Below are 26,783 nucleotides of genomic sequence, written 5' to 3'. Positions count from 1 at the left end.
TTCTTGTTTGATCGTTATGAAGCTGGAGAAACAGCTGTACTTGTTCATATCGAATTTTCTGACGAAGAACGTCGTGAAGATTTATTGGAGTTACAACTATTAGTTGAGTCTGCAGGTGCACGCTCGGTAGGGGTAATAACAGGCAATCGTCGTTCGCCAGACCGAAAGTTTTTCATCGGTTCAGGTAAGGCAGAAGAGTTAGCAGCGATGGTAGCTGCAACAGAAGCTAATGTAGTGATTTTTAATCATGCATTGAGCCCAGCTCAAGAGCGTAACCTCGAAGTGGTTTGCCAGTGTCGAGTGTTAGATCGTACTACATTAATATTAGATATTTTTGCTCAACGTGCCCGAACTCACGAAGGTAAGATGCAGGTGGAGCTAGCGCAACTGCGCCACATGTCAACGCGCCTGATCCGAGGTTGGACTCACCTTGAGCGACAAAAAGGCGGCATCGGTATGCGCGGGCCTGGGGAAACTCAGCTTGAAACCGATAGACGTTTACTGCGAGGCCGAATTAAGAATATTAATAAACGCCTAGATAAAGTAGATAAACAACGTGAGCAAAGTCGTCGAGCTCGCAAACGTAGTGATATGGCTACCGTTGCATTAGTGGGTTATACCAATGCCGGTAAGTCGACATTGTTTAATTCGTTAACATTATCTGATGTTTATGCAGCAGATCAATTGTTTGCGACACTTGATCCAACACTACGTAAATTAGATTTACCAGATGGTTCAGTGATATTAGCTGATACCGTTGGATTTATTCGTCATTTACCCCATGACCTAGTGGCGGCTTTTAAAGCCACCCTGCAGGAAACACGCCAGGCAGATTTACTATTACATATAGTGGATTGTGCTGATGACAATATGACTGAAAATTTCGATCAGGTACAAAGCGTACTTGAGGAAATTGAAGCTGATGAAATCACACAATTAGTCGTATGCAATAAGATCGATTTACTTGAGGACTTTGCCCCTCGTATAGATTATGACGATGAAGGCAAACCTGAGCGCGTTTGGGTATCTGCACAAAAACAGATTGGATTTGATCTGCTTTTACAGGCTATTACCGAGTTGATCGGGACAGTGATTTATGAGCAGACTTTGAAAATACCAGCTTCTGCTGGACATTATCTTGGCCAGTTTTATCGACTGGATGCAATACAGCAGAAAGAGTATGACGATCTGGGGAACTGTATTTTATCTGTTCGCGTGTCGGAAGCCGATTGGCGCCGATTACTGAAACAGAGTCAGGGGGAATTAGAGACATTTATTTTTGATGCTTCAGAAGTAGACGTTTCTTGTTAATCTCATTTATTTCATCCAATTATGGAGTGCTAAATGGCTTGGAATGAGCCCGGTAACAAGGGAAGTAAAGACCCTTGGGGAAATAAGGGTGGTAACGATAAAGGACCACCAGATCTAGACGAAGTATTTCGTAACTTATCAAAACGTTTTGGTGGCAAGGGCGGTAATAGCGCTCCAGGCCAGCCATTTAACTCATCTATATTGATTGTGTTTGCCTTGATTGCTCTGATTATTTGGGCATTGTCTGGCCTATACACAGTTAAAGAAGCTGAGCGTGGTGTATTACTCCGTTTCGGTCAACACATTGGTGAAGTGAGCTCTGGTTTACACTGGAAGGCAACCTTTATTGATGAAGTCACAACCGTTGATGTGGAAACGTTCCGTTCGGTTCCTGCATCGGGCAGTATGCTGACATCTGATGAAAACGTCGTGAAAGTTGAGCTTGTGGTTCAATATAGCGTGTCAGATGCATATGAATACTTGTTCAGTGCTGTTGATGCCAACGCAAGTTTGCGTGAAGCCACCGACAGCGCGCTGCGTTATGTCATTGGTCACAACCGTATGGATGACATTTTAACCACTGGGCGTGACGCAATTCGTCGTGATACCTGGAAAGAGTTAGAGCGAATTATTGAACCTTATAAAATAGGCTTAGAAATTCGTGACGTTAACTTTTTACCAGCACGTCCGCCTGAAGAAGTGAAAGATGCATTTGATGATGCAATTTCTGCGCAGGAAGATGAGCAACGCTTTATCCGTGAAGCAGAAGCTTATTCTCGTGAGATTGAGCCAAAAGCTCGAGGTCAAGTTGAACGTATGTCACAGCAAGCTAGTGCTTACAAACAACGTGTTGTTCTTGAAGCTGAAGGTAAAGTCGCTCGATTTGAGAAGTTATTACCTGAATATAAAGCTTCACCAAGTGTAACTCGTACGCGTTTGTATTTAGACGCAATGCAAGAAGTGATGTCTGGTACCAACAAAGTATTAATTGATGCTAAAAACAACGGTAATCTAATGTATTTGCCATTAGATAAGTTGATGAACAACAGTAAAGCTGACGGTAAAGCCGCTGAGCCAGAAGTTGAGCGTCATATTAATTCAGTATCAGGTAGTGCCAATATCCCGATGACAAGTACTACTACAGATGGACGCTTGTCTCGTGAAGATCGCACTCGTCAAGGGAGGGGGTAACTCATGGGTAGATTAGGTTTAATTCTTCTTGTTGTTATCTTAGGTCTTGGTTTTTCATCTGTCATGGTTGTCAATGAAGGCGAACGTGCGATAGTTTCTCGTTTTGGTAAAGTTGTTAAAGACAATATCGACGGCGTAGACGTTACGCGTGTCTTCATTCCAGGGTTACACTTTAAGTGGCCTGTTATTGATAAACCTAGGTATATGGATGCTCGCATTCAAACTCTAGATGGCGCAGCTGATCGTTTTGTGACTTCTGAAAAGAAAGATCTAATGGTTGATTCATACGTTAAATGGCGTATTAGTGATTTTGAAAAGTATTATCTTTCAACAAACGCAGGTATTAAAGCCAACGCGGAAAAGCTATTACAAGCAAAAATCAGTAATGATTTACGTACTGAGTTTGGTCGCCGTACAATTAAAGAAATTGTCTCTGGTAAGCGCGATGAACTGCAAATTGATGCATTAACAAATGCTTCTGAAAGTGCAGCAAACTTAGGCATTGAGGTTGTTGATGTGCGTGTTAAGCAAATCAATTTACCTGCTAACGTGAGTAATAGTATTTACCAACGTATGCGTGCCGAGCGTCAAGCTGTGGCAAAAGAGCATCGTGCTCAAGGTAAAGAGCAAGCTGAAATCATCCGTGCAACGACCGATGCCGGTGTGACAGTTAAGGTCGCAGGCGCTGAACGTAATGCATTAACCATTCGTGGTGAAGGTGATGCGCTAGCGGCTAAGATTTACGCTGATGCTTATAACAAAGATGCTGAGTTTTACGGCTTTTTACGTAGCTTAGAAGCTTACAAAGAAAGTTTTTCCGGTAATTCAGATATTATGGTGTTAGAACCTGAAAGTGATTTTTTCAAGTACATGAAGTCGATGGACGGAAAATAAAGCTAACTTGTTAGTTTGCGAGTAAAAGCCCGATGAATATCGGGCTTTTTTGTGTCTGAAGTTCGGTAGAGTTATTGATCGTTTCATATAAAAATAATTATTTTTTTCATCTCGCTACCTTTGTCTAAATTAGTTAATCTTTGTTGATTATTTAGTTATTTAAACCAGTGTGTTAGCTTGTTTTTATGTTGCTTTATTAATACGAAAACAACATCTTCAAAGCAGAAAAAATAATATTTTTAAGCCAAAGTGGCTTAATCCGCAATTTAGTTGTGTGTTTTCTCTATGATCTGCTTCTAATTTTTCGCTATAATGAGCCCTGCCTCAAACTATGATAGTTTAACACTACCTTTTTTAGAGGTTAAACTATTGAAATATAAAAATTCCAACACCCTCTGGGAGATAAGTGGATGAGCAATGCGCCAGTCGATACCGGACGTCGCAGATTCCTGACAGCCGCAACCGCCGTAGTTGGTGGTGCAGGAGCCGTTGCTGTAGCGGTTCCTTTCATCAAGTCATGGAATCCGAGTGCCAAAGCGAAAGCTGCAGGTGCGCCGGTCGAAGTAAATATTAGTAAAGTAGAGCCAGGTCAGTTAATTCGTGTCGAATGGCGCGGAAAACCGGTTTGGGTAGTTCGTCGTACAGAAGCTGTACTAAATACTCTTCAAACATTAGACAGCCAACTACGTGACCCAGCATCTGAAGAAATGCAGCAGCCAGAATATGCAACTAACCCTGCACGTTCTATCAAGCCTGAATTCTTTATTGCCGTTGGTATTTGTACCCATTTAGGATGTTCTCCAACTTATTTGCCTGATTCATTTGGTGAGCAGGTTGAGGGTGTCACATCTGGTTTCTTTTGTCCGTGTCATGGTTCTAAATTTGACATGGCTGGTCGCGTGTTTTCGGGTGTTCCTGCTCCATTGAACCTCGTAGTCCCGCCGCATAAATATATCGATGATGCCAACGTAATTATCGGTGAAGATACGGGAGCTGCGTAATGGTTAAGAACATTATTGATTGGATCGATGCGCGCATTCCAATGACGGCTACCTATAACCGTCATATAGGGCAGTATGCGACACCAAAGAACTTTAACTTTTGGTACTTTTTTGGTTCATTAGCATTATTAGTTCTAGTTAACCAGCTGCTGACGGGTATTTGGTTAACGATGAATTACGTACCAACAGCTGAAGGTGCTTTTGCTTCAGTTGAATACATCATGCGTGATGTTGAGTACGGTTGGTTGTTACGTTATATGCACTCTACTGGTGCATCGGCGTTCTTCTTTGTTATCTATATGCACATGTTCCGCGGATTAATCTACGGTTCTTATCAAAAGCCAAGAGAGCTATTGTGGCTGTTTGGTATGTTGATTTTCCTTGTGCTGATGGCTGAAGCATTCATGGGTTACTTATTACCTTGGGGACAAATGTCTTACTGGGGTGCGCAGGTAATTATTTCATTGTTTGGTGCTATTCCCTTTATTGGTGATGACCTAACACTTTGGATCCGTGGCGATTATGTTATTTCGGGTGCAACACTAAACCGTTTCTTCGCGTTACACGTTATTGCGCTTCCACTTGTATTAGTTGTATTAGTGTTCTTACACTTAATCGCATTACATGAGGTCGGCTCAAATAACCCTGATGGCGTTGAAATTAAAAAGAACAAAGATGAGAACGGATGGCCTATTGATGGTATTCCATTCCACCCTTACTACACTGTAAAAGATATTATGGGTGTAGCTGGTTTCTTAATCGTGTTCTGTTATGTGTTGTTCTTCATGCCTGAAGGCGGCGGTTACTTCCTTGAAAAGCCAAACTTTGAAGCGGCTAATCCAATGAAAACTCCTGCTCATATAGCACCTGTTTGGTACTTCACACCATTCTATGCCATTTTACGTGCAGTTCCTGATAAGTTATTGGGTGTTGTCGCTATGGGACTGTCTATTGCAGTATTATTTATTCTGCCTTGGATTGACCGTTGTAGAGTTAAGTCTATTCGCTACCGTAGCTTGATTCACAAGATCAACATTGCACAATTTACTGTGTCGTTCATTATCTTAGGTTATTTAGGTGTGGTTCCTGCAACTCCTGAGCTAACTATTGCGGCACGTATATTCACTTTCACTTACTTTGGTTTCTTCGTAGCCCTGTGGGTCTATAGTAAGAATGAGAAAACAAAGCCAGTACCTACGAGGGTGACTCACTAATGAAAAAGTTATTAATAGCATTAGTTACATTGTTGCCATCGCTCGCAATGGCAGCAGGTGGACATGAAGTTGATTTAGAAAGTGCTAACGTTGACCTGCATGACAAAGCATCACTAGAGCGTGGTTTGGATTTATTCCAACATTATTGTTCTGGTTGTCACAGTACTCAGTACCAACGTTATGACCGTGTTGCTACCGATTTAGGTATTTCAACAGACGATATGCGTAACAAGTACATGTTCACCGATGCTAAAATGGGTGAATTAATGGAAAACGCCATTCCTACGGTTGATGCAGCTAAATGGTTCGGTGCAGCGCCACCAGACTTAACCTTAGTTGCTCGCGTACGTGGTGCCGATTGGGTTTACACTTACCTAAAAGGTTTCTACGCTGATGAAAGCCGTCCATTTGGTGTTAATAACACAGTATTTCCACTAGTCGGTATGCCACATGTTTTACAAGATCTTCAAGGTCTTAGTGTAAAAGATGAACATGGCAATCTAGTGACTACAGGTGGCTCAATGTCTGCTGAAGAGTACGACCAAGCTGTACGTGACTTAACCGGTTTCCTCGTTTATTCAGGCGACCCTGTTAAGTTAGAGCGTGAAGCATTAGGTTGGTGGGTACTCGGATTCCTGTTTATTTTCTTCATCATTGCTTACTTGTTGAAGAAAGAATACTGGAAAGATGTGCACTAGCATCAAATAACGGGTAAAATGTATTATCCGCGTAATGTAAACGAGGGGCTTAGCCCCTCGTTTGTTTTGTTTTTTTAGATTTCTGGAGAGTATAAATGGCTGTAGCTGCCAACAAACGCTCTATCATGACACTGTTTTCAGGTGCCGATGATTTATATAGCCATCAAGTGCGTATCGTATTGGCTGAGAAAGGGGTTACCGTTGATGTTTTACAGGTAGACCCAAGTGAAATGCCAGAAGATTTACTTGAAGTAAATCCATATAACTCTGTGCCAACGTTAGTTGACCGCGAATTAGTGTTATATGAATCTCGTATCATCATGGAATATTTGGACGAGCGTTTCCCGCATCCACCACTTATGCCTGTTTACCCTGTATCACGCGGTCAAAGCCGCTTGATGATGCATCGCATCGATACCGATTGGTACGTACTTGTTGATCGTATTCGCAATGGTGATAAAGCTGATGCTGCTCGTAAAGAGTTAACTGAAAGTTTAGTTGCTTTGGCACCAGTATTTGCTGAAATGCCTTACTTCATGAACGAAGACTTTGGTTTAGCTGACTGTTATTTAGGCCCACTATTGTGGCGTCTGCCTGTATTAGGTATCAATTTAGATCCTCGTACTGCCAAAGAGATTAATGCTTATATGACACGTATTTTTGAGCGTGAATCATTTAAAGCATCATTAACAGAGGCTGAGCGCGAAATGCGCATGGGTATGTAATGAAAAGCATTACTCCAAACCGTCCTTATTTATTGCGGGCTTATTATGAGTGGTTGATGGATAACCACTTTACGCCGCATGTTGTGGTTGATGCATTTGTAAAAGATACTCAAGTACCTCAGCAATTTGTTAAAGATGGACAAATTGTATTAAATATCGCCACAGGTGCTGTAGTTAATTTACAAATGAATAATGACGCAGTTGAATTCAGTGCCCGTTTTGGCGGCGTACCTCAGCAAGTTTACTTGCCTATGGCATCTATTATTGCTATCTACGCGCGTGAAAATGGTTCTGGTACCGTATTTGATATAGAAGATGCTTATATTATTGATGATGAGACTAAAGTGACATCACCAGGTTTAGCTTCTGTTGATACTACGATAGATAAATCAGTACCAGAAAAAACTGATGACAAACCTAAGCGTAAAAGCCACCTCACTGTTGTAAAATAACAACATAAGGTCTACTAAAAACCAGCCCTTTGGCTGGTTTTTTTAATGGTGTTATATCCACTTAGTTGGACAGTTACATGTTGCTAATGATAGATAATTACGATTCTTTTACCTTTAATTTAGTGCAATATCTTCAAGCACTAGGTGAAGATATAGTGGTTAAGCGAAATGACGAAATTACTCTTGCTGATATAGAGAGTATATCACCGACGCACATTGTGATATCACCCGGCCCCTGTTCCCCTAATGAGGCTGGAGTTTCACTTGATGTTGTTCGCCATTTTGCCGGCAAGTTACCTATTCTTGGGGTGTGTTTAGGCCATCAAGTTATCGCGCAGGTTTTCGGTGCTAATGTGGTACGCGCAAAGCGGGTTATGCATGGAAAAACCAGTGCCATAAAGCATACTGGTAAAGGTTTATTTCAAGGGTTAAATCAGCCGTTAACCGTTGCTCGTTATCATTCATTACTTGTTGATGTATTGCCTGAAGGTTTTGTCCTTGATGCCTGGTTCGACGACCCCATTCATGGCCGTGAGATAATGGGTATGAGCCATCTTAATATGCCGCTTTACAGTGTGCAATTTCACCCTGAGGCAATATTGACCGAACAGGGTCATGAATTGTTGGCTAATTTTCTTCGCCAATGATGTAAAAGTGGTTTTATAATGCGATTTATAAAGTCATTCTGTTACAACTTTCCCCATAAATCTGCGCGAAATATCGTATACAATTGTGCTATAAAGTATCCCTAAAATAATAACATCTTCATTATAGGGATAATTATGTCTGGTTTTGCGATCACTTCGCCTTTCATTCGTCGTTTTGCTTTTAGTGCGTTAACACTGGCACTTGTCAGTGGATGCAGCGCTACAGCACAAGCCCCTGCTCAAACTAATACCCTGAGCAATAACTTATTTGTTCAAGTACCCTTAGAGCAGCCACCAAAAGCCGAACAGCCATTAACGTTAAACCAAATCATGGCTAACCCAGATTGGATGGGCATTTTTGCCCAAGATGCTTATTGGTCAGACGATAGCCAGTCCGTTTATTATAAACGCCAAGCCCACCAAGCGCCTGTAGCGGATTATTACCTACAAGGTGTAGATCAAAAAACGGCTAGTAAACTAAATTTAGATCAACTGCATTTAGCCGATCAAAAAAACGCGGTACTTAATTTAGCTGGCACTAAAAAAGCCTACCTTTACCAGGGCAACCTTTTTGTTAAAGATTTAACTGATGGTGAAATCAAGCAAGTGACTAAACAAAATGCTGCCATAAGCGGTGTGCGTTTTCTTTCTAATGGTGATTTAGCTTACTGGCAGGGAAATAATATTTTTCGTTTACATCAGTCATCAGGATTGATTGAACAGATTGCTAATATCCAAATGGCAAATGAGCCTAAACTAATCCAGGATCCAAGCTCTTATATTGCTAAGCAGCAACATCGTTTAATCGAATATGTTGCACTGCAGCATGATAACGCCAAAGCACAGCAACAATACCAACAACAGTTAGCGGATGCCGATCCTAGCTTTGCTGCCAAGACCTGGTATTTAGGTGATTCTGAAGTGGTTTCTGATATCAGTTTGTCGGCTGATGGACGCTATGCCATTTTGGCCTTAACTGACAAAAATTATTCCTGGCGAGCAGAACACGACATTATGCCTAATTATCTTGGGCAAGATGGCTATGTTGATGCTGTGCCAGCGAGATCTAGAGTTGCCGAAGATAAATTTCCTGGTCAACGTTTAGTATTATTAGATTTAACTGAACATGTTAAAAAAGATATTACCATCGAAGGGCTAACGGGTTTTGATGAAGATGTGCTTGCTGACGTTAAACAAGAAAATGCAGTGGCTAAGGATGAGAAATATGAAAGCAAAAAATCACCACGTTTAATTCAATTAATGCAAGATTGGGAGTGGAGCCAAAGCGCGATTCAATGGCACCCAACAAAAAATAAACTGCTTGTTATGATAGAAGCCGTTGACAATAAAGATCGCTGGATAGCTTCAGTTGATCTAGATAAAGGATCCTTAACAACTGAACATCGCTTACATGACGATGCATGGGTTAACTATAATTTCAATCAATATGGTTGGTTGCCTAACTCTGATAGCTTTTACTTTTTATCAGAAGAAACGGGTTATTCACATTTATATGTAAAAACAGTGGGCCAAAAAGCACGAGCACTGACTCAAGGTAAGTTTGTGGTTGATGATGTGACATTATCGCCAGACGCTAAGCATATTGTGTATCGGGCTAATGCCGATCATCCTGGTAGTTATAACGTTTACCGTGTAGAAATTGAATCTGGAAAAATTCAGCAGCTGACTAACTGGTTTGGTACTTTATCGTATGTGTTAAGCCCAGATGGCCAATCTTTACTACTTGATGCTTCGTCACTCATTAAACCTAACGAGTTGTACCTTCAGCCTATTGGCGGAAAAATTTCTCAATTAACTGATTACACAAGTGATGCGTTCAAATCATATGCTTGGCAAGCCCCTCAAGTCGTTGCAGTGCCTTCCAACCATGGTGCGGGTGATGTTTACGCCAGAGTGTATTTACCTCAAGGCTTCGAGGCACAAGGCGCTGACAAATACCCAGCTGTTATTTTTAATCATGGGGCAGGTTACCTGCAAAATGCCCATTATGGCTTTTCAGGATACTTCCGTGAATTTATGTTCCACAACATGTTAGCGCAACAGGGCTATGTGGTGATGGACATGGATTTTCGTGGTTCGAAAGGTTATGGTCGCGATTGGCGAACAGCCGTTTACCGTAATATGGGCACACCTGAAGTTGAAGATTTAAAAGATGGTGTGTCTTGGATGACAAATAACGTCAATGTTGATGCGGCTAAAGTCGGTACTTATGGCGGTTCATACGGTGGCTTCTTAACCTTTATGGCATTATTTAATGAACCAGAGTTATTCCAGGCAGGAGCTGCATTACGTCCTGTAACGGATTGGGCACATTATAATGCGCCGTATACCTCTAATATCCTCAATACACCGGATATCGACCCTATTGCCTATGAGCGTAGTTCGCCAATTGAACATGCTGATGGATTGCAAAAACCGTTATTGATTATGACAGGTGTATTGGATGATAACGTTTTCTTCCAGGATAGCGTGCGCCTAGTGCAACGTTTAATTGAACTTGAAAAACCGATGTTTGAAACGGCAATTTATCCTGTCGAACCCCATGGTTTTAAACAGCCATCAAGCTGGTTAGATGAATATCGTCGAATTTATAAACTATTTGAACAAGAGTTAAAGAAATAACCTTGGTTAATCAAATTAAGGCTTCCTTTAGGAAGCCTTAATTTTTATTATGTTATCTATAATTAATTACAAGGTTTATTTGAGTGACAGTATCAACAGCGGGTGGCGTGCGTCCTGGTAAATTGATTGAAATTGAACGGCGTCTATATCAACACCTTATTGTTGGCAAGCATAAAGCGGCCGCCATGGAGGATGATGCTAATGAAAAACTGGAACAAGATGCCAATAAATTAGATATCGAGCGTAAAGCTATTCAGCTTAGGTTAGATAAGCAGGCTGAAGCTAAAGCTATTTATAAGGCTATTTCTGCTCAACTTGTCGATACCGTTAATAATGCCGTTGAACATAAGCTAACCAACCTAGACAGTTTGTTAGCCAGCTCAGGTATACAAGATAGTCAAATTTTATTGCTTGATTTGCTACTAGAAAAAGATCCTAATATTAATCGTATCCGGCCTATTATAGCTAGCCTTCCTTGGTTAACGAGGGATCTTATTACCTTGATAAACAGCCCTGCATCTACACACAGACGTCCCAAAAACTCAGATGTACAGGTCACGGATATTAAATTGATATTGAATTATATCGGTTTAGAAAATTTACGCTTGTTGATCCCCTATTTTTGTATCAGAAATTGGCTACCAAGTGGTCATGCCAATCTACTTTGGACAACCCGAAAGTTGTGGCGATACAGCATGATTACCGCTATTGCTGCGCAAGCGTTAGCGATATTGCATAACCGTCCTACACATATCAGCTACACCTGCGCACTTTTGTATCAATTAGGCACCTCAGTTATTTTATCTAATAGCGCACGATTATTTGAAAAGTATTGGGGCACCTGGCTGAGAGAGGCTAGTGGCAGCCGCGATAAAGAAGTTTATGATGCTGTGATGGCGACAGAGTTTCCTGCACAGCAAGTTTTTAACCAAGTTATTGATCATGGGCATCACTTAAACTGGCAATTACTTGAACAGCTAGATTTTGAACAAAGCTCGATTACCAAAGTGTTAAAAGAATTAGATCAAGATTATCATTTTAATGAGTTATCGATTGATGCATCTATCGTAGCCAAAGCAAGTTGCTTTGCTAAAATAATATTATTAGAAGAACATCAATTACTCGCACCACAAGAGCGAAAAGTGATGCTTGATTATTATGAATTTAGTCAACAAGAAGTGATCCGTCTAAAAGCGCAAAACTACCGTAAGTTAGATCTAACTTAATTCGCTTCGTCTACCCAAGCGCAATGCATATAACAATGTTAATAGTGTGTAATTATGCACAATTGACCAATTGTGACGGTAAAAGCAGTCAAATAACTTTTTTTATGACTACTTATGCTGTAAAGCCCCTATTAAAGCGCTTCGTTTAGTCATTTTTATCAATCTTTATTCAGTTTCAGGCACGTCTTAACAGAAGTTAATTGTCGATAACTGGTATTTTGATCACATTTTCGTTAATAATAACTAATACTGTATACAAGCAGTCGTCGTTTCACGACTATATAACAAAGAAAACGACGATATATAGCGGCTTTGCGGCCGTTTACACAAAATGAAGGATGAAATGGAATGACTGTTGAAATGAATCTTAACCGCGCCCAATTTGATGAAGTCATGGTGCCTAATTATGCGCCTGCAGCGGTAATTCCCGTTAAAGGTGAAGGTAGCCGTGTTTGGGATCAAAACGGTAATGAATTTATCGATTTTGCTGGTGGTATAGCCGTTAACTGTTTAGGACATTGTCATCCTGCATTAGTTTCAGCGTTAAAAGAGCAGGGCGAGAAACTGTGGCATTTATCGAACGTGATGACGAACGAACCAGCTTTGGCATTAGCCACAAAATTAGTTAACGCTACGTTTGCTGAACGTGTTTATTTTGCCAACTCTGGTGCAGAAGCAAACGAAGCGGCTTTAAAATTAGCACGTCGTTATGCTTTAGATAACCACGGCGCACAAAAAGATCAAATTATTGCGTTTGATAAAGCGTTTCATGGTCGTACTTTCTTCACCGTCACTGTAGGTGGTCAAGCAGCTTATTCAGATGGTTTTGGTCCTAAGCCACAAAGTATTACCCATGTGCCGTTCAATGACATTGCAGCATTAGAAGCCGTTGTTTCTGACAAGACCTGTGCAATTATGCTTGAGCCTTTACAAGGTGAGGGCGGCATTATTAATGGCGATCCAGAGTTCTTAAAAGCGGTACGTGCACTTGCTGATAAACACGATGCATTAGTTATTTTTGATGAAGTGCAAACAGGTGTGGGCCGTACTGGTGAACTATTTGCTTATATGGGTACTGATATCGTGCCTGATATTTTAACCAGTGCCAAAGCATTAGGTGGCGGTTTCCCAATCGCAGCTATGCTAACAACCGCTAAAATTGCCGCACACCTTAAAATAGGTACCCACGGCTCAACATACGGTGGTAATCCATTGGCGTGTGCTATAGGTAATGCGGTAATGGATGTGGTTAATACCAAAGAAGTCTTAGACGGCGTCAAGCACCGTGAGCAATTATTCCGTGATGGTCTTGCTGCCATTAATGCTAAATATCATGTATTTAGTGAAGTCCGTGGTAAAGGCATGTTGTTAGGTGCTGTGCTAAACGAAAAATATGAAGGTCGTAGCCGTGATTTCTTAGTCGCGTCAGTTGCAGAGGGGGTTATGACCCTTATGGCTGGTGCCAATGTGGTTCGTTTTGCTCCATCACTGGTTATCCCAGAAGCTGATATCGCTGAAGGTTTAGCGCGTTTTGAACGTGCTGTAGCCAAAGTGGTTGCAGGTTAATACAAAAGGAGTACAGCTTGCTGCGCTCCTTTTGTTTGGGTCAGTGTTAGATAAAGGCGTCTACCTTAGTTGTGAACGCCTTATTCATCTAGCACCATGAGGAGATTTAGATGTTAATCATACGTCCGATCCGTGCCAACGATTATCAAGCACTCTACGATATTGCTGTAGCGTCTGGCCACGGATTTACTTCTTTACCAGTAAATGAAGAATTACTGCGTTCGAAGATTGCGAGGGCTGAAGCATCTTTTTCCAAAGACGTTAAAAAGCCTTTCGATGAAAGCTATTTAATGGTCCTTGAGGACACAAGCACACAACAAGTTGTTGGTACCTGTGGTATTGAAGCCGCAGTGGGTATGGAAGATGCGTTCTATCATTACAGATTAGGTACTGAGGTCTATCATTCACAACAAATTGCTGTTCGTAATGAAGTTGAAACCCTGACGTTATGTCATGACTATACCGGTGCGGCAGAATTATGTACTTTGTTTTTAAAGGATGCATACCGTAAAGGCAATAATGGTCGCATGTTATCTCGTTCACGATTTTTATTGTTGGCGCAGCATAAACACCGCTTCGGCGAGACTGTGATTGCTGAAATGCGGGGTGTCAGCGATGACAAAGGTGACTCGCCTTTTTACCAGTGGCTCCAGAAGCATTTTCTTGGCATTGATTTTGTTGAAGCTGATTACCTGTCAGGTTTAGGTAAAAAAGCCTTTATGGCTGAAATGATGCCGCGCAACCCAGTGTATGTGTGCTTGCTGCCTAAAAAAGCCCAGAAAGTGATTGGTGAAGTACATCAAAACACCAAACCAGCTTTGCGTTTACTGCAAGCTGAAGGCTTTAAGTTTAGAAACTATGTCGATATTTTTGATGGTGGCCCAACGGTTGAATGTGGATTAAGCGATATTAAGTCGGTTAAACGCAGTCGTTTATTAACAGTTGAAATTGGCAAAGCGCATCATACCGACACCCAATTCATAATTTCAAATACCAAGCTTGCTGATTATCGCGCAACCGCGGCAAAGCTAAAAGTATCTGATGAGCACGATAATGTTGTTCTATCACCAGAACTTGCCCAAGGGCTAATGGTGGAAGACGGTCAACAAATTCGCGTGCTTTCATTATAGGAATATACGATGACTCAATTTATTCAAGGTAAATGGTTAGCTGGCGAAGGCCATGATGTGCAATCAATTAACCCAGCCAACGGCGAAGTTATTTGGCACGGCAAAACAGCCACTGCAGCTCAAGTAGACAGCGCGGTTGACGCCGCACGTGCTGCACAGTTTGATTGGTTTATGCTAGGCTATCAAGGCCGTTTAGCGATTGTTGAAGCTTACCGTGATCAGTTAGAAGCCCATAAAGCTGAAATGGCTGAAACTATTGCCCAAGAAACGGGTAAACCACAGTGGGAAACCGCGACAGAAGCAGCCGCTATGATTGGAAAAATTGGTTTGTCAGCTAAAGCCCATGACAAGCGCACTGGCACTGAGACCAATGATTTACCCGCAGGTCGTGCAGTATTACGTCATAAGCCTCACGGTGTTGTTGCTGTGTTTGGCCCGTATAATTTTCCTGGGCACTTACCTAATGGTCATATCGTACCGGCCTTATTAGCGGGTAATACTGTTGTATTCAAGCCATCTGAATTAACGCCTAAAGTCGCTGAGTTAATGCTAAAGTGCTGGGAAAAAGCAGGCTTACCAAAAGGGATTATTAACCTGGTTCAAGGTGAAGTTGATACCGGTAAAGCACTTGCTTCTCACCCTCAAATTGATGGTTTATTCTTTACAGGTAGTTCACGAACTGGTCATATATTGCATCAACAATATGCCGGTCATCCAGGTAAAATATTAGCCTTAGAAATGGGCGGTAATAATCCGTTAATCATTAAAGGCGTTAGCGATACTAAAGCGGCAGTTCACGATATTATTCAGTCAGCCTATATTTCATCAGGCCAGCGTTGTACTTGTGCTCGTCGTTTATATGTTGAAACAGGTGCTCAAGGCGATGCGTTAATTGCTGCACTTATCGTTGCTGTAAAACAAATTAAAGTCGGTGCCTGGAATGCTCAGCCACAGCCATTTATGGGATCAATGATCTCTGAAACGGCAGCGCGTGGCATGGTTGCTGCGCAAGCGACATTGCAATCTTTAGGTGGCGTGTCCTTGATTGAACTGAAACAAGTTGAAGCAGGTACGGGCATTGTCTCTCCTGGTTTGATTGACGTATCGGCGATAGCCAAACTGCCAGATGATGAGTATTTTGGACCTTTACTGCAGTTAGTTCGCTACAGTGATTTTGATGAAGCAATTCGTCTTGCAAATGATACCCGTTATGGTTTGTCAGCTGGCTTATTAGCTGACAGCAGAGAAGATTACGATTACTTCTTAGCGCGTATTCGTGCAGGCATTGTTAACTGGAACAAACAAATTACAGGTGCTTCTGGTGCTGCACCGTTTGGTGGTGTTGGTGCTTCAGGTAATCATCGAGCTAGCGCATTTTATGCTGCAGACTACTGTGCTTACCCTGTCGCTTCAATGGAAGCTGATAGTGTCAGTTTTCCAGCGAGTTTAAGCCCTGGTTTATCGATTTAACTTTAGTCTGATTTTTAGACAAAGTTCCAGCGCGCTTTAAGCAAATACTTGAAGCGCAATTAGCGTGATTTAACAGATTCTTATTGCCCGACCTCAATTAAGATCTGCTTTTTAGAAGGATTTTACCATGCATACTGACGTCAATTCGTTATTTGCGGCTATCTGGCAAGACTATATAAAAATGACCCCATCAGCAGCCAAAATTCACCAATTGCTGAGTAAAGGTGCGCCGATCATTAATGATCATATCGCTCTGCGTACGTTTAACATTGCTAAAGTGAATCTTAGCGTGCTGGCCAAGCATTTTACCTCTATTGGTTATGTTGATTGCGGTGATTACAAGTTTGAGCAGAAAAAGCTGATAGCGAAGCATTTTGAACATCCAGATCCAAGCCAACCTAAAGTGTTTATTTCTGAATTGTTAGTGGAAGAGTTTAGCCCTGCGCTGCAACAAACCATTAAAGGCTTTATTGAGCAGATTGATGTTGCTGCAACCGTTGCAGATAACTTCATCTATTCAGGCCGTCACTGGCAGCTTGATAAAGCCACTTATCAAGCATTACTGGCTGAAAGTGAATATGCGGCCTGGGTTGCTGCTATTGGTTATAGAGCAAACCATTTCACAGTATCAATAAATGATTTACCAGAGTTTGAGCGCATCGAAGATGTGAACCAAGCTTTGAAAGACGCAGGCTTTTTACTGAATGCTTCAGGTGGTGAAATTAAAGGCACACCTGAAGTGTTATTAGAGCAATCTTCTACCATGGCAGATAAAGTGGTTGTTAGCTTTACCGATGGTGATGCAGAAATTCCAAGTTGTTTTTATGAATTTGCCCGCCGTTATCCAATGGACAATGGTAAGCTATATACTGGATTTGTTGCGGCGTCTGCTGATAAGATTTTTGAAAGTACTAATGCGATGATGTAATCGATATTCTGTTTACTAAAAGCCTCACAATGTGGGGCTTTTTTATGTCCAGTGTTTGTGCGCTTATTGGGTTTTAGATTGCAGGCTTATTGAGTGGAATAACGATGGATACCGCCAAACCACTGAAATTTTCACTGGCGTTAAATTGCAGCTGAAAGCCATACTGCTCGCAAATTTCCTTCACAATAGATAAACCTAAGCCATGGCCCATAACATCCTCGTCTAAGCGTTTTCCTCTGGCGGTTAACAAAGCTAATTGATCTTGTTGTACGCCTGAACCGTCGTCTTCGACTGTGATAGTAATTGAATGATTGTGCTGTTTTTTTAATGATAATTGCACACAGGAATCTGTCCATTTAAATGCATTATCAAGTAAATTACCAAACAGCTCCATTCCATCCTCACGGTGAATAGGAATACGTGATAACTGTTGCGGGTTATGAATATTCTCAATCACAGTTTTATGCCGATAAACTTTTTTAAGGGTATTCAGTAAACTGGTAAAATCTTTATCGACAGTCATTTGAGCGGCAGGAAGCATATCGCCGGTGACTCTTGCAGCAGCGAGCTTTCTTTCAATCATTTTTCTGATTTGGTCTAACTGCTGTTGCATTGCTATTGCCGCATCTGGATCTGTTAATCCTAAGGCTTCTACTTGCTGCTGCATAATAGCTAAGGGGGTCTTTAACCCGTGGCTTAAGTTACCTAAGTTATTGCGACTACGTTCAATCTGTTTGGCGGTATAGTCGAGTAGCTGGTTATAGGTTTCTGCTAAGGGTTTTATTTCTGAAGGTATATGTTGAGTCTCTAGGGCGCTTATTTCCCCTTGGCGTAATTTGGCTAACGACTGCTGTATCTTTTTTACCGGTTTAAAAGACTGACGTAGAATAATAAAAATACCCGCTATCATTGCCAATAGCATACCAATATTAATAGCCAGTTTAGTGCCAAAAACCTCACTAAATACCCGCCTACCTATGCTTAAATCCTGGGCCACGGTTAATGTGGCCGTATTAGGGGTGTCATCAGATCCAATGCCAATAGATAGCAACTGCATATCGTTATTTTTCGGGCCTTTTGCCTGCCAGACACGTTTTTGTGAATCGGCTAATGGTTCTATTTCTAACTCAACGTCCCAAAGTGAACGAGACCTAATCACCTGGTTCGGTAAATTAAGTTGGAAATAACGGCCTGAATAGGCTGGTTTGTAAAAACTAGACAGTTGCTGATGATCGATTTCTATTTGGCCATCCTGTAATCTTGTGGCCAGAATAACGTGTTCAAGATCTTCCTCTAAGCGGTTAATAATAGAATCGTGAAATGCTTCTCTGAGCATGGACTCAAACAACATTAGTCCGATGATTGTGCTTAATACTATCAGCCCGGTTAACCAGAGGCTGAGCTTAGAGCGAATCGAGATCATTGTTCGATTATGCCATGGAAGATATATCCCTGTCCTCGGCGTGTTTCAATCGCCGTTTTACCCAGCTTTTTGCGCAAGTGAGTCACATAGACTTCAACTACATTACTTTCTTTTTCATCGTCAAATTGATACAACTTATCGGTTAGTTGTGTTTTTGATAGTAATTTCTTGGGTGACATCAGAAATATTTTAAGCAGCCTGAATTCCATTGCTGTTAGCTCAAACTCTTGTTCCGCGACAATCACTTTTTGCTCGTTTTCGTCTAATGTAACACCTGCGTAGCAAAGCTGTTTTGAGGCAGTATTTGCTCGGCCATGGGCACGGTTTATCAGTGCTTGTATGCGAGCAAGTAATTCTTGAGTATGGAATGGCTTGCCAAGGTAATCGTCAGCACCAGCATTAAACCCTTCTACTTTCTCGTGCCACTGTGATCTTGCTGTCAGCATGATAACAGGTGTGACTATGCCTTTTTCACGCCAACTAGTGATAAGATTTAACCCATTTCCATCGGGTAAACCAATATCGAGTATGACACAATCATATTGAGTTTCTTTGATAAGATAGTCAGCTTCAACCGCTTTATCTGTTACATCGGTAACATAGCCGGCTTGTTTAAGTTGCTTTTCTAATTCAGCCACTAAAAGTGGATTATCTTCAACGAGTAGCAGTTTCATGTTGCGTGCATTCACTAGGTAATTGAGTTAACGAATTTAGAGTACCACTTTGTGCATCAAATTGCAGATTTACAGTGTGGCCTTGTTTTAATTTTAGCTGTAAATTATACCGCCACTTATCTTTTTCTTGAAATAATTGTGCATCTACTAGCTGAACATCACAATATTGAGCTAGCCAGTTAAGGCATTCATCTAAAGAACGTATATGGCCTGCGCTAACCAGTTTTTGAACATGATTATGGTCTGCCTCATACAAGGTTTGAGTATTATTGAAGTTAGCGTTTAATGTGCTAAGGCTGAATAAGCCAATAGTGATAAACATGGACATACTCTCTCCAAGGCATAAAAAAAGTGGTGTGCAGATAAACTGACACCACTTTAATAATCTTGGCTTAAATCAAGCTGAAGCTTAACTTAACGCGTACCGTAAACCACTATCGTTTTACCGTGTGCTTGAATTAAGTTTTGCTCTTCAAGCATTTTCAAAATACGCCCAACGGTTTCACGTGAACAACCTACAATTTGACCAATCTCTTGACGAGTAATCTTAATTTGCATGCCATCTGGATGAGTCATTGCATCTGGCAGTTTGGCAAGATGTAATAATGTTTGCGCAATACGACCAGCCACATCCAAGAAGGCCAAATCACCTACTTTTTGGCTCGTGCTTTGTAAGCGCAGCGCCATTTGTGCTGATAGTTTCATCAGAATTTCAGGGTTTACTTGAATCAATTGCTTGAATTTCTTGTAAGAGATTTCGGCAATTTCACATGCTTGTTTAGCACGGACCCATGCGGTACGTTCGGCTTGTTCTTCAAACAGACCTAACTCGCCGATGAAGTCACCTTGGTTAAGATAAGAAAGGATCATCTCTTTGCCTTCTTCATCTTTAATCAATACGGCAACCGCACCTTTAACGATATAGTATAAAGTATCAGAATCTTCGCCAGCATGAATTAGCGTGCTTTTAGCTGGATATTTATGGATGTGACAATGTGATAGAAACCATTCCAAAGTTGGATCCGGTTTTGGCTTACCAATCAGAGCCATATTGATGTTCCTCGATTGATTGAAAAATAAGTAATCTCTAATTAAGTACTTTACGCTATTTAAATAGATAAAACCTTGATGGAGATCTAGTTTAACGACTGTGCATTTTATATTAACTTTTTAAAATGTAGGTTTATTTGATCGGATTTGAGAGTTAAGTCAATAAAAGTGCCAGATTAGAACTTAAGTCACAATCGTTTTCAGCGCCGCTAAGCTATTTTTATATGATTAACTTATATTCATGAGTAGGAGTATCGTTAGTTGTGGTGAATCTTCTATTATGGTTTATTGTAATGCCAACCTGAGTTGGTTTATGTTTAAGGTGTTATTGCTGTGGTTTATGAGGTGGATGTGAAGAAGTTATTCCAGATTAGTTTGGGTTGTATTATTTTTTGCTGTTTATTATTGTCTAAGGTACAGGCATTTTCACAGCCGCAAACTATGCAGTCGAACACCCAATCAAGAGTGGTGCATATTCAATTAAAGGCCGCTCAAGGTGATGCAGATGCTCAATTTTTACTGGGACTGATGTATTTATCAGGACGATTCGTTGATAAAAATATTACAGAAGGTTTTATGTGGGTTGAGCAAGCTGCAAATCAACAACATATTAAGGCACAACAGACTATTGCTGATTTAGCGTTTGAAGGTAAATTAATTCCCCGCAATTTACTTAAAGCTGAAAAATGGTATTTAGACATGAGCCAGCAAGGTGATAAGTGGGCACATTTTCGTTTAGGCTTTATTTATTCTGCTGGTGGTGATGGCGTAGAGCGCAATTGTGGTAAAGCGCTAACTCAGTTTGGTGCTGCCGGTGATGATGTCTCTTTAGGTAATATCGCCTGGATTTTGGCAACTTGTCCTGAGTCTGAATATCGTGATGGCTCAAAAGCGGTAAGTTTGTCACTTAAACTGCTTGAAACAAATCAAGGCGATCCGACTATTTTGGACAACTTGGCGGCAGGTTATGCTGAGTTAGGTGATTTTATTCAGGCCATTAGTGTACAGAAAAAAGCCATTGATGCATTAAAACTTTACCCTGAGGTAGCCAAAAGTGATGAGTTTTTACAGCGTTTAAAAAGTTATCAAAATAATCAAGCCTACAGAGAAATTATCCCACTTATGGATTAATTTTTATCCATAAATTTGGAGATGTTAATGCTAGAGGAGATATGTGTAAGTGGAGTGTTATACTACAAAATTTTGAATGATAAAAAGGCTTTAAGCGCTGACATGCTCAAGATGCTAACAGATCGAGATGGGGGGAATTAACATCTGAGCATATCAACTATCGTTCTTTCGCCTGAAGTCCCGATAGTTGTAGCCTAATATATCTAGCTTAATGCAAACTTAAGTGTCTATTAATTCAGTATGTTTTGAATAATTTACAGGAATGAGATGTTAAATTAATCTAACTTTTGTAACTCTAAGCGTTTATCCATCAAATCACGAATTAACGGTGTCAGAATCAGCTCCATCGCTAGAGACATTTTGCCACCAGGTACTACTAAGGTGTTGACCCTAGACATAAATGCCCCCTGTATCATGTTCAAGAAATAGGGGAAGTCGACATTATTCATACCGCGAAAGCGGATCACAACAAAGCTTTCATCTAAACTTGGTATATCTTTTGCGCTAAATGGATTCGATGTGTCAACCGTAGGCACGCGTTGAAAATTGATATGGGTACGAGAAAACTGTGGAGTCATATGGTTGATGTAATCATCCATACTGCGAACGATAGACCCCATGACTTTTTCACGGCTGTGACCACGGTCATTAGTGTCGCGAATAATTTTTTGGATCCACTCTAGGTTAACAATGGGCACCATGCCTATCAATAAATCTACATGCTTAGCCACATCGGCATCATCAGTGACCACTCCGCCATGTAAACCTTCGTAATACAGCATATCTGTATTAGGGGGTAAGTCTCGCCACTGGGTAAAAGTACCAGGCATTTGGTTAAAGGGCACTGCCTCATCAAAGGTATGCAGATAGCTACGGGTTTTACCAGTTCCTTTAGTGCCATAACTTTCGAAGCATTCTTCGAGCTTGATGAAGTTATTTGCTTCTGGGCCGAAATAGCTGATGTTACGATTTTCAGTTTGAGACTTACGGATTAACACTTCCATCTCAGCACGGGTAAAATTATGAAAGCTGTCACCCTCTACAAATGCGGCATTAATTCCCAATTGACGAAAAATATGGGTAAAAGCCGTTGTAGTCGTTGTTGTGCCGGCACCAGATGAGCCCGTCACAGCAATAATAGGATGTTTAGCTGACATTGTTCCTGCCTAGAAATTATCATGTTGAACATGGGGTAACAAAGCGATATGCATGGGCTTTGTACTCGTTGGGCTAACATTTATACGGCAGTTAAGACCTTTTGGTCAATGCTCACAGGCTTTATTATTTTGAGTGAATAATATTTTTGATATGACGAATGGCTACCGACTCATCCTCTTCACTGTATTCAACCACTAACTCACCTTGCTTTAAAGCCTGCTTACATTGCTTCATCATATTTAAAAGTTGCTGGCTATCGAGTTCACTAAAACTGCCATCTTCTACCTGAGTGAACAAGTACTCTTTGATTAAATTGTTCAGAGTATCACCTTCTAAACCGTGTAATGCGCTGTAGGGAATAATCATGCTGTATCACCTTTTCTACTCGATACTTGTGGGTCTGTAAGCAAAAAATTAATGATGCGTTTCTCAAGATAAAATCGAGGTTTCCAAGGCCAACCGCCATCGATAAAGCCGACATGGCCACCGGATAAATGCAGCTCGTAGTTTACCTCAGCAGAGAGTTCATCTTGTGTGGGAATAACTGCTTCAGTCATAAAGGGATCATCTTTAGCGTGAATGATAAGTGTGGGTTTACTAATGTGTTTTAGTAAGCTCAGGGCACTTGAACGGGTATAATAATCATCAACGCCGGCAAACCCATGTAACGGTGCGGTAACTTTGTCATCAAATTGATAAAAGGTATTCAGTTGCTGTAATTCAGCTTTACTCAGCGGCATTTGTGCGACTAAGTTATGATTATCGAGTTTTTCGAGCATTTTTTTCTGCAAACGCTTAATCAAATGTGATTGATAAACTGTTGAAAAGCCACTCTCTAATTTTTTAGCGCAGGCACTGAGCGTTAGCGGTGCTGAAACGATAACCGCCCGATCGAGTAAACTTTGATTTTGCTTACTGCCTTGGTATTTGGCTAACACATTGCCGCCCAAGCTATAACCAACCGCATATAAAGGTGAATCAGGGTAATACATTTTAAGTTGCTGTAACGTAAAAGCTAAATCCTCAAAATCACCGCTATGGTAACTTCTTGCTAAGCGATTGGGTTCGCCAGAGCAGCCACGATGATGATGTACCACTGAGCATAATTTGGCTTTGTTTGCTTCTACTAACATTCTACGAACATAGTGTGACTCAGTGCTACCTTCTAACCCATGGGTAATGACTAGAATTGGATCACCATTTTGTGGCTGACCTAACCAGTCTAAATCAATAAAATCACCATCAGGAAGCTCTTGCCTTTGACGAAAAGTATCTGGTTTGGCCACTTTGAACATTACTGGCAAAATAGTCTGTATATGTGGGTTAGCGGCCCACCAGGGGGGAGTAAAAGGGCTTTTTATCGACATGAGTCATTCAACGAGTGTTTGTGAAAGTTTAAACGTGTGTTTAAATATGATTAGTGTCACTGTAACACAGATAAAATTATCACAACAAAAATAATAGGGGGAAGAAAATGAAACGTCGTACCTTTCTTACCGGTGCTTTTGCTGGCACTGCTGTACTCGCTTTAGGCATTAATTTATACCCATCAGACCCTATTGCTATTGGTGGTGATTCTCAGTATCGGGTGTTATTCAGTGTGCTTATTCCTGTGTTGTTAGATGGCGCTTTACCGGAAGTCGCCAGCCAACGAAAATTGGCAATTGATACGACTATTGATGCTATTCAGGCTTCTATTGATGTGTTGCCGACAGATCAGCAAGCTGAGTTAAGTGAGCTGTTAGCGTTGCTTGAAAGCCGTTTAGGCTTGTTAATACTGACTGGCAGCATGACGCCATTAATGATGCGTTCGCCAGTCGATTTAACCAATATGCTTGAAGCATGGCGCTTCCATTACTTAGACATGGTACAGACAGCCTATCTTGGATTACGCGAATTAATTTTAGCCAGTTACTATGCTACCCCAGCTCATTGGGGAAAATTAGGTTATGCAAAGCCCACTTTTTTGCTTAATGCCTAAATAACCCAGCTTGTTTGCTCAAAGGAGACGCTTCAATTGGCTATTATTGATCCTATTACCACAGGTTTAGATTCAGGTTGGCAGCACATTGATGCCAGCACCTTGCAGCAAAATCGACATTTTGAAGCCGACGTTATTATTGTCGGAACCGGCGCCGGTGGTGGAACAGCCGCTGAAGTGCTCACTGAGGCAGGCCTAACGGTTATTATGATTGAAGGTGGTCCGCTTAAATCTTCTAAAGATTTTGATATGGAAGAGCGCCACGCATACCCTAATTTGTATCAACAAGCCGCTGCGATGAAAACCGCGGATAAAGGCATCGGCATATTTCAAGGCCGAGCAGTAGGTGGCTCAACAACCATTAACTGGACCACCTCGATTCGTACACCGAAACAAACACTCGATTTTTGGGCATCGGAGCGTTCAGTTATCAACACGTCAGTAGAAGAGATGCTACCGTGGTTTGAGAAAATGGAACAACGGCTGAATATTACCGAATGGCAGCATGAACCTAATCGTAATAATGGGGTGCTGCGCGAAGGCTGCGAGAAACTTGGCTGGGAACATACGGTTATTAAACGAAATGTAACCGGGTGTTGGAATACGGGGTATTGCGGCATGGGCTGTCCGGTTAACGCCAAGCAATCTATGCTAGTGACCACCATTCCTGCGGCATTAAATAAAGGTGCGACCTTAATTTCACGCGCTAAAGTGACTAAACTTGAGCACAGTGGCGATAAAGTTAATGGGTTAACGGCAACAGCATTAACCGAAGGCTTAAAGCCCAGCGGTGTTGAGTTAACATTCAGTGCTAAGCACTATATTTTAAGTGCTGGCGCAATCCATACCCCGACTATTTTAATGCGATCTAATGTGCCTGACCCACACAAGCTCCTAGGCAAAACCTTTTTACATCCTTCGCTGTTGTCTGGTGGTCTTTTTGATGAGCAAATTAATGGCCATAGCGGCGCACCTCAGTCTATTTATTCAGATCAGTTTGTTTGGCGAGATGGTGCAGCGGGAGACTTAGGTTATAAGTTAGAAGTGGCGCCTATCCACCCTGTGTTGATCGCATCTAAAACCATTGGTTTTGGTCAAAGTCATGCTCAATTGATGGCTAACTTCAACAAAATGCAAGTGATGATTGCTTTGGTTCGCGATGGATTCAATGAGCAGTGCATAGGAGGCCAGGTGCGTTTGACCGATCATGGTTTCGCATTAGATTACCCGTTATCAAATGATTTTTGGGCCGTTGCAAGAAAAGCTTTTTTATCCATGGCGGAGTTACAATTTGCCGCAGGGGCAAAAAAAGTATTGCCGATGAATGATGGATTAGACTTCTTAACTTCTTGGAAGCAAGCGCAGGAAGTGATTGGTTCAATGGACTTACGTTTGCTCAAAACTATTGTGGCATCTGCACACGTGATGGGCGGCTGCCCAATGGGAGAGGACACCACAAAAGCGATGGTGGATAGTTTTGGTCAATCGCATTATTTTACTAATTTGTCTGTGTTTGATGGCTCAATGTTCCAAACCAGTTTAGGGGCTAATCCGCAGTTATCTATTTATGGCATGGTGGCCAGAAATGCCACTATGTTGGCTGAAAAGTTGAAGGCCAGTTAACGGTTATGGCTAGTATATAAACCGACACAAGCCGTTTGTTTTACTACTAATGTTTTACTGCTAGCTCGGAAGATGTGACAGTGTTAGACCAAATAGGCTTAAATAGTGATAGCTGTTGTGGTTAGCTGTATTAAGTGCGCCATTGATAGTGGTATTGATAGGATCATCTTTAATCGTTTTGTCAGATGCTGTTGAATCAGCTTGAATGAGATTGATATGTTGTAGCAACATTTTTTGTGATTTACGCTCTAACATCAATTCAACCTGTAACATTTTTTGATATTCATCTGTGGTCAAATGCGCTTTAGCCAACCGCCGCAACTGGCGGTAAGGTTTTAATACGCCAGCTTCCCATGGCTCTATTACACGGGATAATTGTTGCCAATCATTAATACCAAGCGGATAAGATTGCTGATCTAGCTGCTGTGCTAGTAGTAGCAGATTGACATTCACCTGGTAATTGTCTTGTAGCGCAATATAAGCCTGTGGGTCACACAGGTACTTTTGCTCGCATTGTTGCCAGATGTCATTATGAAATGTTGTCATCGAAGGTTGCCTGTCAGCCATATATCAATCTCTGAATATTCTGTTAACAATTAGCATAGCGCATTGAATACTGTGAAATGGTACACAATGCGCATAAGCTG

26 protein-coding genes are annotated in these 26,783 nt (G+C 41.3%); 18 read left to right on the top strand and 8 right to left on the bottom strand.

What is annotated here, in order from left to right:
• Window positions 1-3 precede the first annotated feature (3 nt).
• The 15 genes from hflX to FJ709_RS16440 all read left to right on the top strand — a co-directional run bounded on the left by hflX (window position 4) and on the right by FJ709_RS16440 (window position 17,096).
• Window positions 4-1,311 (top strand): ribosome rescue GTPase HflX, encoded by a 1,308-nt coding sequence (gene hflX, locus FJ709_RS16510; RefSeq protein ID WP_226411216.1) that lies wholly within the window; start codon window positions 4-6, stop codon window positions 1,309-1,311.
• A gap of 33 nt (window positions 1,312-1,344) precedes the next feature.
• Complete coding sequence (gene hflK, locus FJ709_RS16505) at window positions 1,345-2,502, top strand: FtsH protease activity modulator HflK (protein ID WP_226411214.1); 1,158 nt, start codon at window positions 1,345-1,347, stop codon at window positions 2,500-2,502.
• Between the two features lie 3 nt (window positions 2,503-2,505).
• The gene (hflC, locus tag FJ709_RS16500) at window positions 2,506-3,396 is read left to right on the top strand and encodes a protease modulator HflC (RefSeq protein ID WP_226411212.1); all 891 of its coding nucleotides are present in this window, start codon (window positions 2,506-2,508) and stop codon (window positions 3,394-3,396) included.
• A gap of 410 nt (window positions 3,397-3,806) precedes the next feature.
• Complete coding sequence (gene petA / locus FJ709_RS16495) at window positions 3,807-4,397, top strand: ubiquinol-cytochrome c reductase iron-sulfur subunit (protein ID WP_226411210.1); 591 nt, start codon at window positions 3,807-3,809, stop codon at window positions 4,395-4,397.
• A complete protein-coding gene (locus tag FJ709_RS16490) occupies window positions 4,397-5,611 on the top strand; it encodes a cytochrome b (RefSeq protein WP_226411209.1) in 1,215 nt (404 codons plus the stop codon). Before petA ends, FJ709_RS16490 begins: the two co-directional genes overlap by 1 nt.
• A complete protein-coding gene (locus FJ709_RS16485; protein ID WP_226411207.1) occupies window positions 5,611-6,309 on the top strand; it encodes a cytochrome c1 in 699 nt (232 codons plus the stop codon). Before FJ709_RS16490 ends, FJ709_RS16485 begins: the two co-directional genes overlap by 1 nt.
• Before the next feature lie 95 nt (window positions 6,310-6,404).
• Entirely contained in the window at window positions 6,405-7,034 is a 630-nt protein-coding gene (sspA, locus tag FJ709_RS16480; RefSeq protein WP_226411205.1) for a stringent starvation protein SspA, read from the top strand.
• Window positions 7,034-7,486, top strand: a complete 453-nt coding sequence (locus FJ709_RS16475) for a ClpXP protease specificity-enhancing factor (RefSeq protein WP_226411204.1) — start codon at window positions 7,034-7,036, stop codon at window positions 7,484-7,486. The genes sspA and FJ709_RS16475 overlap by 1 nt, the downstream gene beginning before the upstream one ends.
• Before the next feature lie 77 nt (window positions 7,487-7,563).
• On the top strand, window positions 7,564-8,133 hold the full coding sequence (locus FJ709_RS16470) for an anthranilate synthase component II (RefSeq protein ID WP_226411202.1): 570 nt from the start codon (window positions 7,564-7,566) through the stop codon (window positions 8,131-8,133).
• A gap of 135 nt (window positions 8,134-8,268) precedes the next feature.
• Entirely contained in the window at window positions 8,269-10,776 is a 2,508-nt protein-coding gene (locus tag FJ709_RS16465) for a S9 family peptidase (protein ID WP_226411200.1), read from the top strand.
• 83 nt (window positions 10,777-10,859) lie between these two features.
• On the top strand, window positions 10,860-12,002 hold the full coding sequence (locus FJ709_RS16460; RefSeq protein ID WP_226411198.1) for an HDOD domain-containing protein: 1,143 nt from the start codon (window positions 10,860-10,862) through the stop codon (window positions 12,000-12,002).
• 348 nt (window positions 12,003-12,350) lie between these two features.
• Window positions 12,351-13,568 (top strand): aspartate aminotransferase family protein, encoded by a 1,218-nt coding sequence (locus FJ709_RS16455; protein ID WP_226411196.1) that lies wholly within the window; start codon window positions 12,351-12,353, stop codon window positions 13,566-13,568.
• Window positions 13,569-13,678: 110 nt separating this feature from the next.
• Entirely contained in the window at window positions 13,679-14,698 is a 1,020-nt protein-coding gene (gene astA, locus FJ709_RS16450; RefSeq protein WP_226411194.1) for an arginine N-succinyltransferase, read from the top strand.
• A gap of 9 nt (window positions 14,699-14,707) precedes the next feature.
• A complete protein-coding gene (gene astD / locus FJ709_RS16445; protein WP_226411192.1) occupies window positions 14,708-16,168 on the top strand; it encodes a succinylglutamate-semialdehyde dehydrogenase in 1,461 nt (486 codons plus the stop codon).
• A gap of 127 nt (window positions 16,169-16,295) precedes the next feature.
• Complete coding sequence (locus tag FJ709_RS16440; protein ID WP_226411189.1) at window positions 16,296-17,096, top strand: DUF1338 domain-containing protein; 801 nt, start codon at window positions 16,296-16,298, stop codon at window positions 17,094-17,096.
• Window positions 17,097-17,169: 73 nt separating this feature from the next.
• Here FJ709_RS16440 and FJ709_RS16435 read toward each other — a convergent pair whose 3' ends face one another.
• From FJ709_RS16435 to crp, 4 genes are all read right to left on the bottom strand, one after another.
• Window positions 17,170-18,519, bottom strand: coding sequence for an ATP-binding protein (locus FJ709_RS16435; protein WP_226411187.1), 1,350 nt, complete (start codon window positions 18,517-18,519; stop codon window positions 17,170-17,172).
• On the bottom strand, window positions 18,516-19,193 hold the full coding sequence (locus FJ709_RS16430; protein WP_226411185.1) for a response regulator transcription factor: 678 nt from the start codon (window positions 19,191-19,193) through the stop codon (window positions 18,516-18,518). The genes FJ709_RS16435 and FJ709_RS16430 overlap by 4 nt, the downstream gene beginning before the upstream one ends.
• Complete coding sequence (locus tag FJ709_RS16425) at window positions 19,174-19,521, bottom strand: PepSY domain-containing protein (RefSeq protein WP_226411183.1); 348 nt, start codon at window positions 19,519-19,521, stop codon at window positions 19,174-19,176. Before FJ709_RS16425 ends, FJ709_RS16430 begins: the two co-directional genes overlap by 20 nt.
• An 86-nt stretch (window positions 19,522-19,607) precedes the next feature.
• Window positions 19,608-20,243 (bottom strand): cAMP-activated global transcriptional regulator CRP, encoded by a 636-nt coding sequence (gene crp / locus FJ709_RS16420; protein WP_226411181.1) that lies wholly within the window; start codon window positions 20,241-20,243, stop codon window positions 19,608-19,610.
• Window positions 20,244-20,684: 441 nt separating this feature from the next.
• On the opposite strand from crp, the gene FJ709_RS16415 reads away from it, so the two are divergent.
• Complete coding sequence (locus FJ709_RS16415) at window positions 20,685-21,374, top strand: tetratricopeptide repeat protein (protein WP_226416027.1); 690 nt, start codon at window positions 20,685-20,687, stop codon at window positions 21,372-21,374.
• A gap of 275 nt (window positions 21,375-21,649) precedes the next feature.
• Here FJ709_RS16415 and FJ709_RS16410 read toward each other — a convergent pair whose 3' ends face one another.
• The 3 genes from FJ709_RS16410 to FJ709_RS16400 all read right to left on the bottom strand — a co-directional run bounded on the left by FJ709_RS16410 (window position 21,650) and on the right by FJ709_RS16400 (window position 23,899).
• Window positions 21,650-22,531: a phosphoribulokinase gene (locus FJ709_RS16410; RefSeq protein ID WP_226411179.1), complete on the bottom strand. Its 882-nt coding sequence runs from the start codon at window positions 22,529-22,531 to the stop codon at window positions 21,650-21,652.
• A 124-nt stretch (window positions 22,532-22,655) separates the two neighbouring features.
• Window positions 22,656-22,898, bottom strand: coding sequence for a YheU family protein (locus tag FJ709_RS16405; protein WP_226411177.1), 243 nt, complete (start codon window positions 22,896-22,898; stop codon window positions 22,656-22,658).
• Window positions 22,895-23,899: a hydrolase gene (locus FJ709_RS16400; RefSeq protein ID WP_404829971.1), complete on the bottom strand. Its 1,005-nt coding sequence runs from the start codon at window positions 23,897-23,899 to the stop codon at window positions 22,895-22,897. The genes FJ709_RS16405 and FJ709_RS16400 overlap by 4 nt, the downstream gene beginning before the upstream one ends.
• Window positions 23,900-24,006: 107 nt before the next feature.
• Here FJ709_RS16400 and FJ709_RS16395 point away from each other — a divergent pair, with 107 nt between their 5' ends.
• The gene (locus FJ709_RS16395; protein WP_226411175.1) at window positions 24,007-24,513 is read left to right on the top strand and encodes a TAT leader-containing periplasmic protein; all 507 of its coding nucleotides are present in this window, start codon (window positions 24,007-24,009) and stop codon (window positions 24,511-24,513) included.
• A gap of 36 nt (window positions 24,514-24,549) precedes the next feature.
• Window positions 24,550-26,136 carry a GMC family oxidoreductase gene (locus FJ709_RS16390; RefSeq protein WP_226411173.1) on the top strand — a complete coding sequence of 529 codons (1,587 nt, stop codon included), beginning with the start codon at window positions 24,550-24,552 and terminating at the stop codon, window positions 26,134-26,136.
• A 60-nt stretch (window positions 26,137-26,196) separates the two neighbouring features.
• Here the strand turns inward: FJ709_RS16390 and FJ709_RS16385 are convergent, their stop codons facing one another.
• Complete coding sequence (locus FJ709_RS16385; RefSeq protein WP_226411171.1) at window positions 26,197-26,682, bottom strand: TIGR02444 family protein; 486 nt, start codon at window positions 26,680-26,682, stop codon at window positions 26,197-26,199.
• Window positions 26,683-26,783: the final 101 nt, after the last annotated feature.

This window comes from Shewanella glacialimarina (assembly GCF_020511155.1).
GTDB lineage: Bacteria > Pseudomonadota > Gammaproteobacteria > Enterobacterales > Shewanellaceae > Shewanella > Shewanella glacialimarina.
Note: the sequence above shows the minus strand (reverse complement) of the source record. Positions and strands in the feature narration are given on the sequence as shown.

Bases quoted from the DNA above. Each gene is read 5' to 3' on its own strand.
- FJ709_RS16465 (WP_226411200.1), top strand. From the start codon at position 8,269: ATGTCTGGTTTTGCGATCACTTCGCCTTTCATTCGTCGTTTTGCTTTT.
- FJ709_RS16385 (WP_226411171.1), bottom strand. From the start codon at position 26,682: ATGACAACATTTCATAATGACATCTGGCAACAATGCGAGCAAAAGTAC.
- FJ709_RS16430 (WP_226411185.1), bottom strand. From the start codon at position 19,193: ATGAAACTGCTACTCGTTGAAGATAATCCACTTTTAGTGGCTGAATTA.
- hflC (WP_226411212.1), top strand. From the start codon at position 2,506: ATGGGTAGATTAGGTTTAATTCTTCTTGTTGTTATCTTAGGTCTTGGT.
- FJ709_RS16490 (WP_226411209.1), top strand. From the start codon at position 4,397: ATGGTTAAGAACATTATTGATTGGATCGATGCGCGCATTCCAATGACG.
- astD (WP_226411192.1), top strand. From the start codon at position 14,708: ATGACTCAATTTATTCAAGGTAAATGGTTAGCTGGCGAAGGCCATGAT.
- petA (WP_226411210.1), top strand. From the start codon at position 3,807: ATGAGCAATGCGCCAGTCGATACCGGACGTCGCAGATTCCTGACAGCC.
- sspA (WP_226411205.1), top strand. From the start codon at position 6,405: ATGGCTGTAGCTGCCAACAAACGCTCTATCATGACACTGTTTTCAGGT.
- FJ709_RS16470 (WP_226411202.1), top strand. From the start codon at position 7,564: ATGTTGCTAATGATAGATAATTACGATTCTTTTACCTTTAATTTAGTG.
- crp (WP_226411181.1), bottom strand. From the start codon at position 20,243: ATGGCTCTGATTGGTAAGCCAAAACCGGATCCAACTTTGGAATGGTTT.
- FJ709_RS16455 (WP_226411196.1), top strand. From the start codon at position 12,351: ATGACTGTTGAAATGAATCTTAACCGCGCCCAATTTGATGAAGTCATG.
- FJ709_RS16410 (WP_226411179.1), bottom strand. From the start codon at position 22,531: ATGTCAGCTAAACATCCTATTATTGCTGTGACGGGCTCATCTGGTGCC.
- FJ709_RS16485 (WP_226411207.1), top strand. From the start codon at position 5,611: ATGAAAAAGTTATTAATAGCATTAGTTACATTGTTGCCATCGCTCGCA.
- FJ709_RS16475 (WP_226411204.1), top strand. From the start codon at position 7,034: ATGAAAAGCATTACTCCAAACCGTCCTTATTTATTGCGGGCTTATTAT.
- FJ709_RS16435 (WP_226411187.1), bottom strand. From the start codon at position 18,519: ATGATCTCGATTCGCTCTAAGCTCAGCCTCTGGTTAACCGGGCTGATA.
- FJ709_RS16425 (WP_226411183.1), bottom strand. From the start codon at position 19,521: ATGTCCATGTTTATCACTATTGGCTTATTCAGCCTTAGCACATTAAAC.
- hflK (WP_226411214.1), top strand. From the start codon at position 1,345: ATGGCTTGGAATGAGCCCGGTAACAAGGGAAGTAAAGACCCTTGGGGA.
- FJ709_RS16395 (WP_226411175.1), top strand. From the start codon at position 24,007: ATGAAACGTCGTACCTTTCTTACCGGTGCTTTTGCTGGCACTGCTGTA.
- FJ709_RS16405 (WP_226411177.1), bottom strand. From the start codon at position 22,898: ATGATTATTCCCTACAGCGCATTACACGGTTTAGAAGGTGATACTCTG.
- FJ709_RS16415 (WP_226416027.1), top strand. From the start codon at position 20,685: ATGCAGTCGAACACCCAATCAAGAGTGGTGCATATTCAATTAAAGGCC.
- astA (WP_226411194.1), top strand. From the start codon at position 13,679: ATGTTAATCATACGTCCGATCCGTGCCAACGATTATCAAGCACTCTAC.
- FJ709_RS16400 (WP_404829971.1), bottom strand. From the start codon at position 23,899: ATGTCGATAAAAAGCCCTTTTACTCCCCCCTGGTGGGCCGCTAACCCA.
- FJ709_RS16440 (WP_226411189.1), top strand. From the start codon at position 16,296: ATGCATACTGACGTCAATTCGTTATTTGCGGCTATCTGGCAAGACTAT.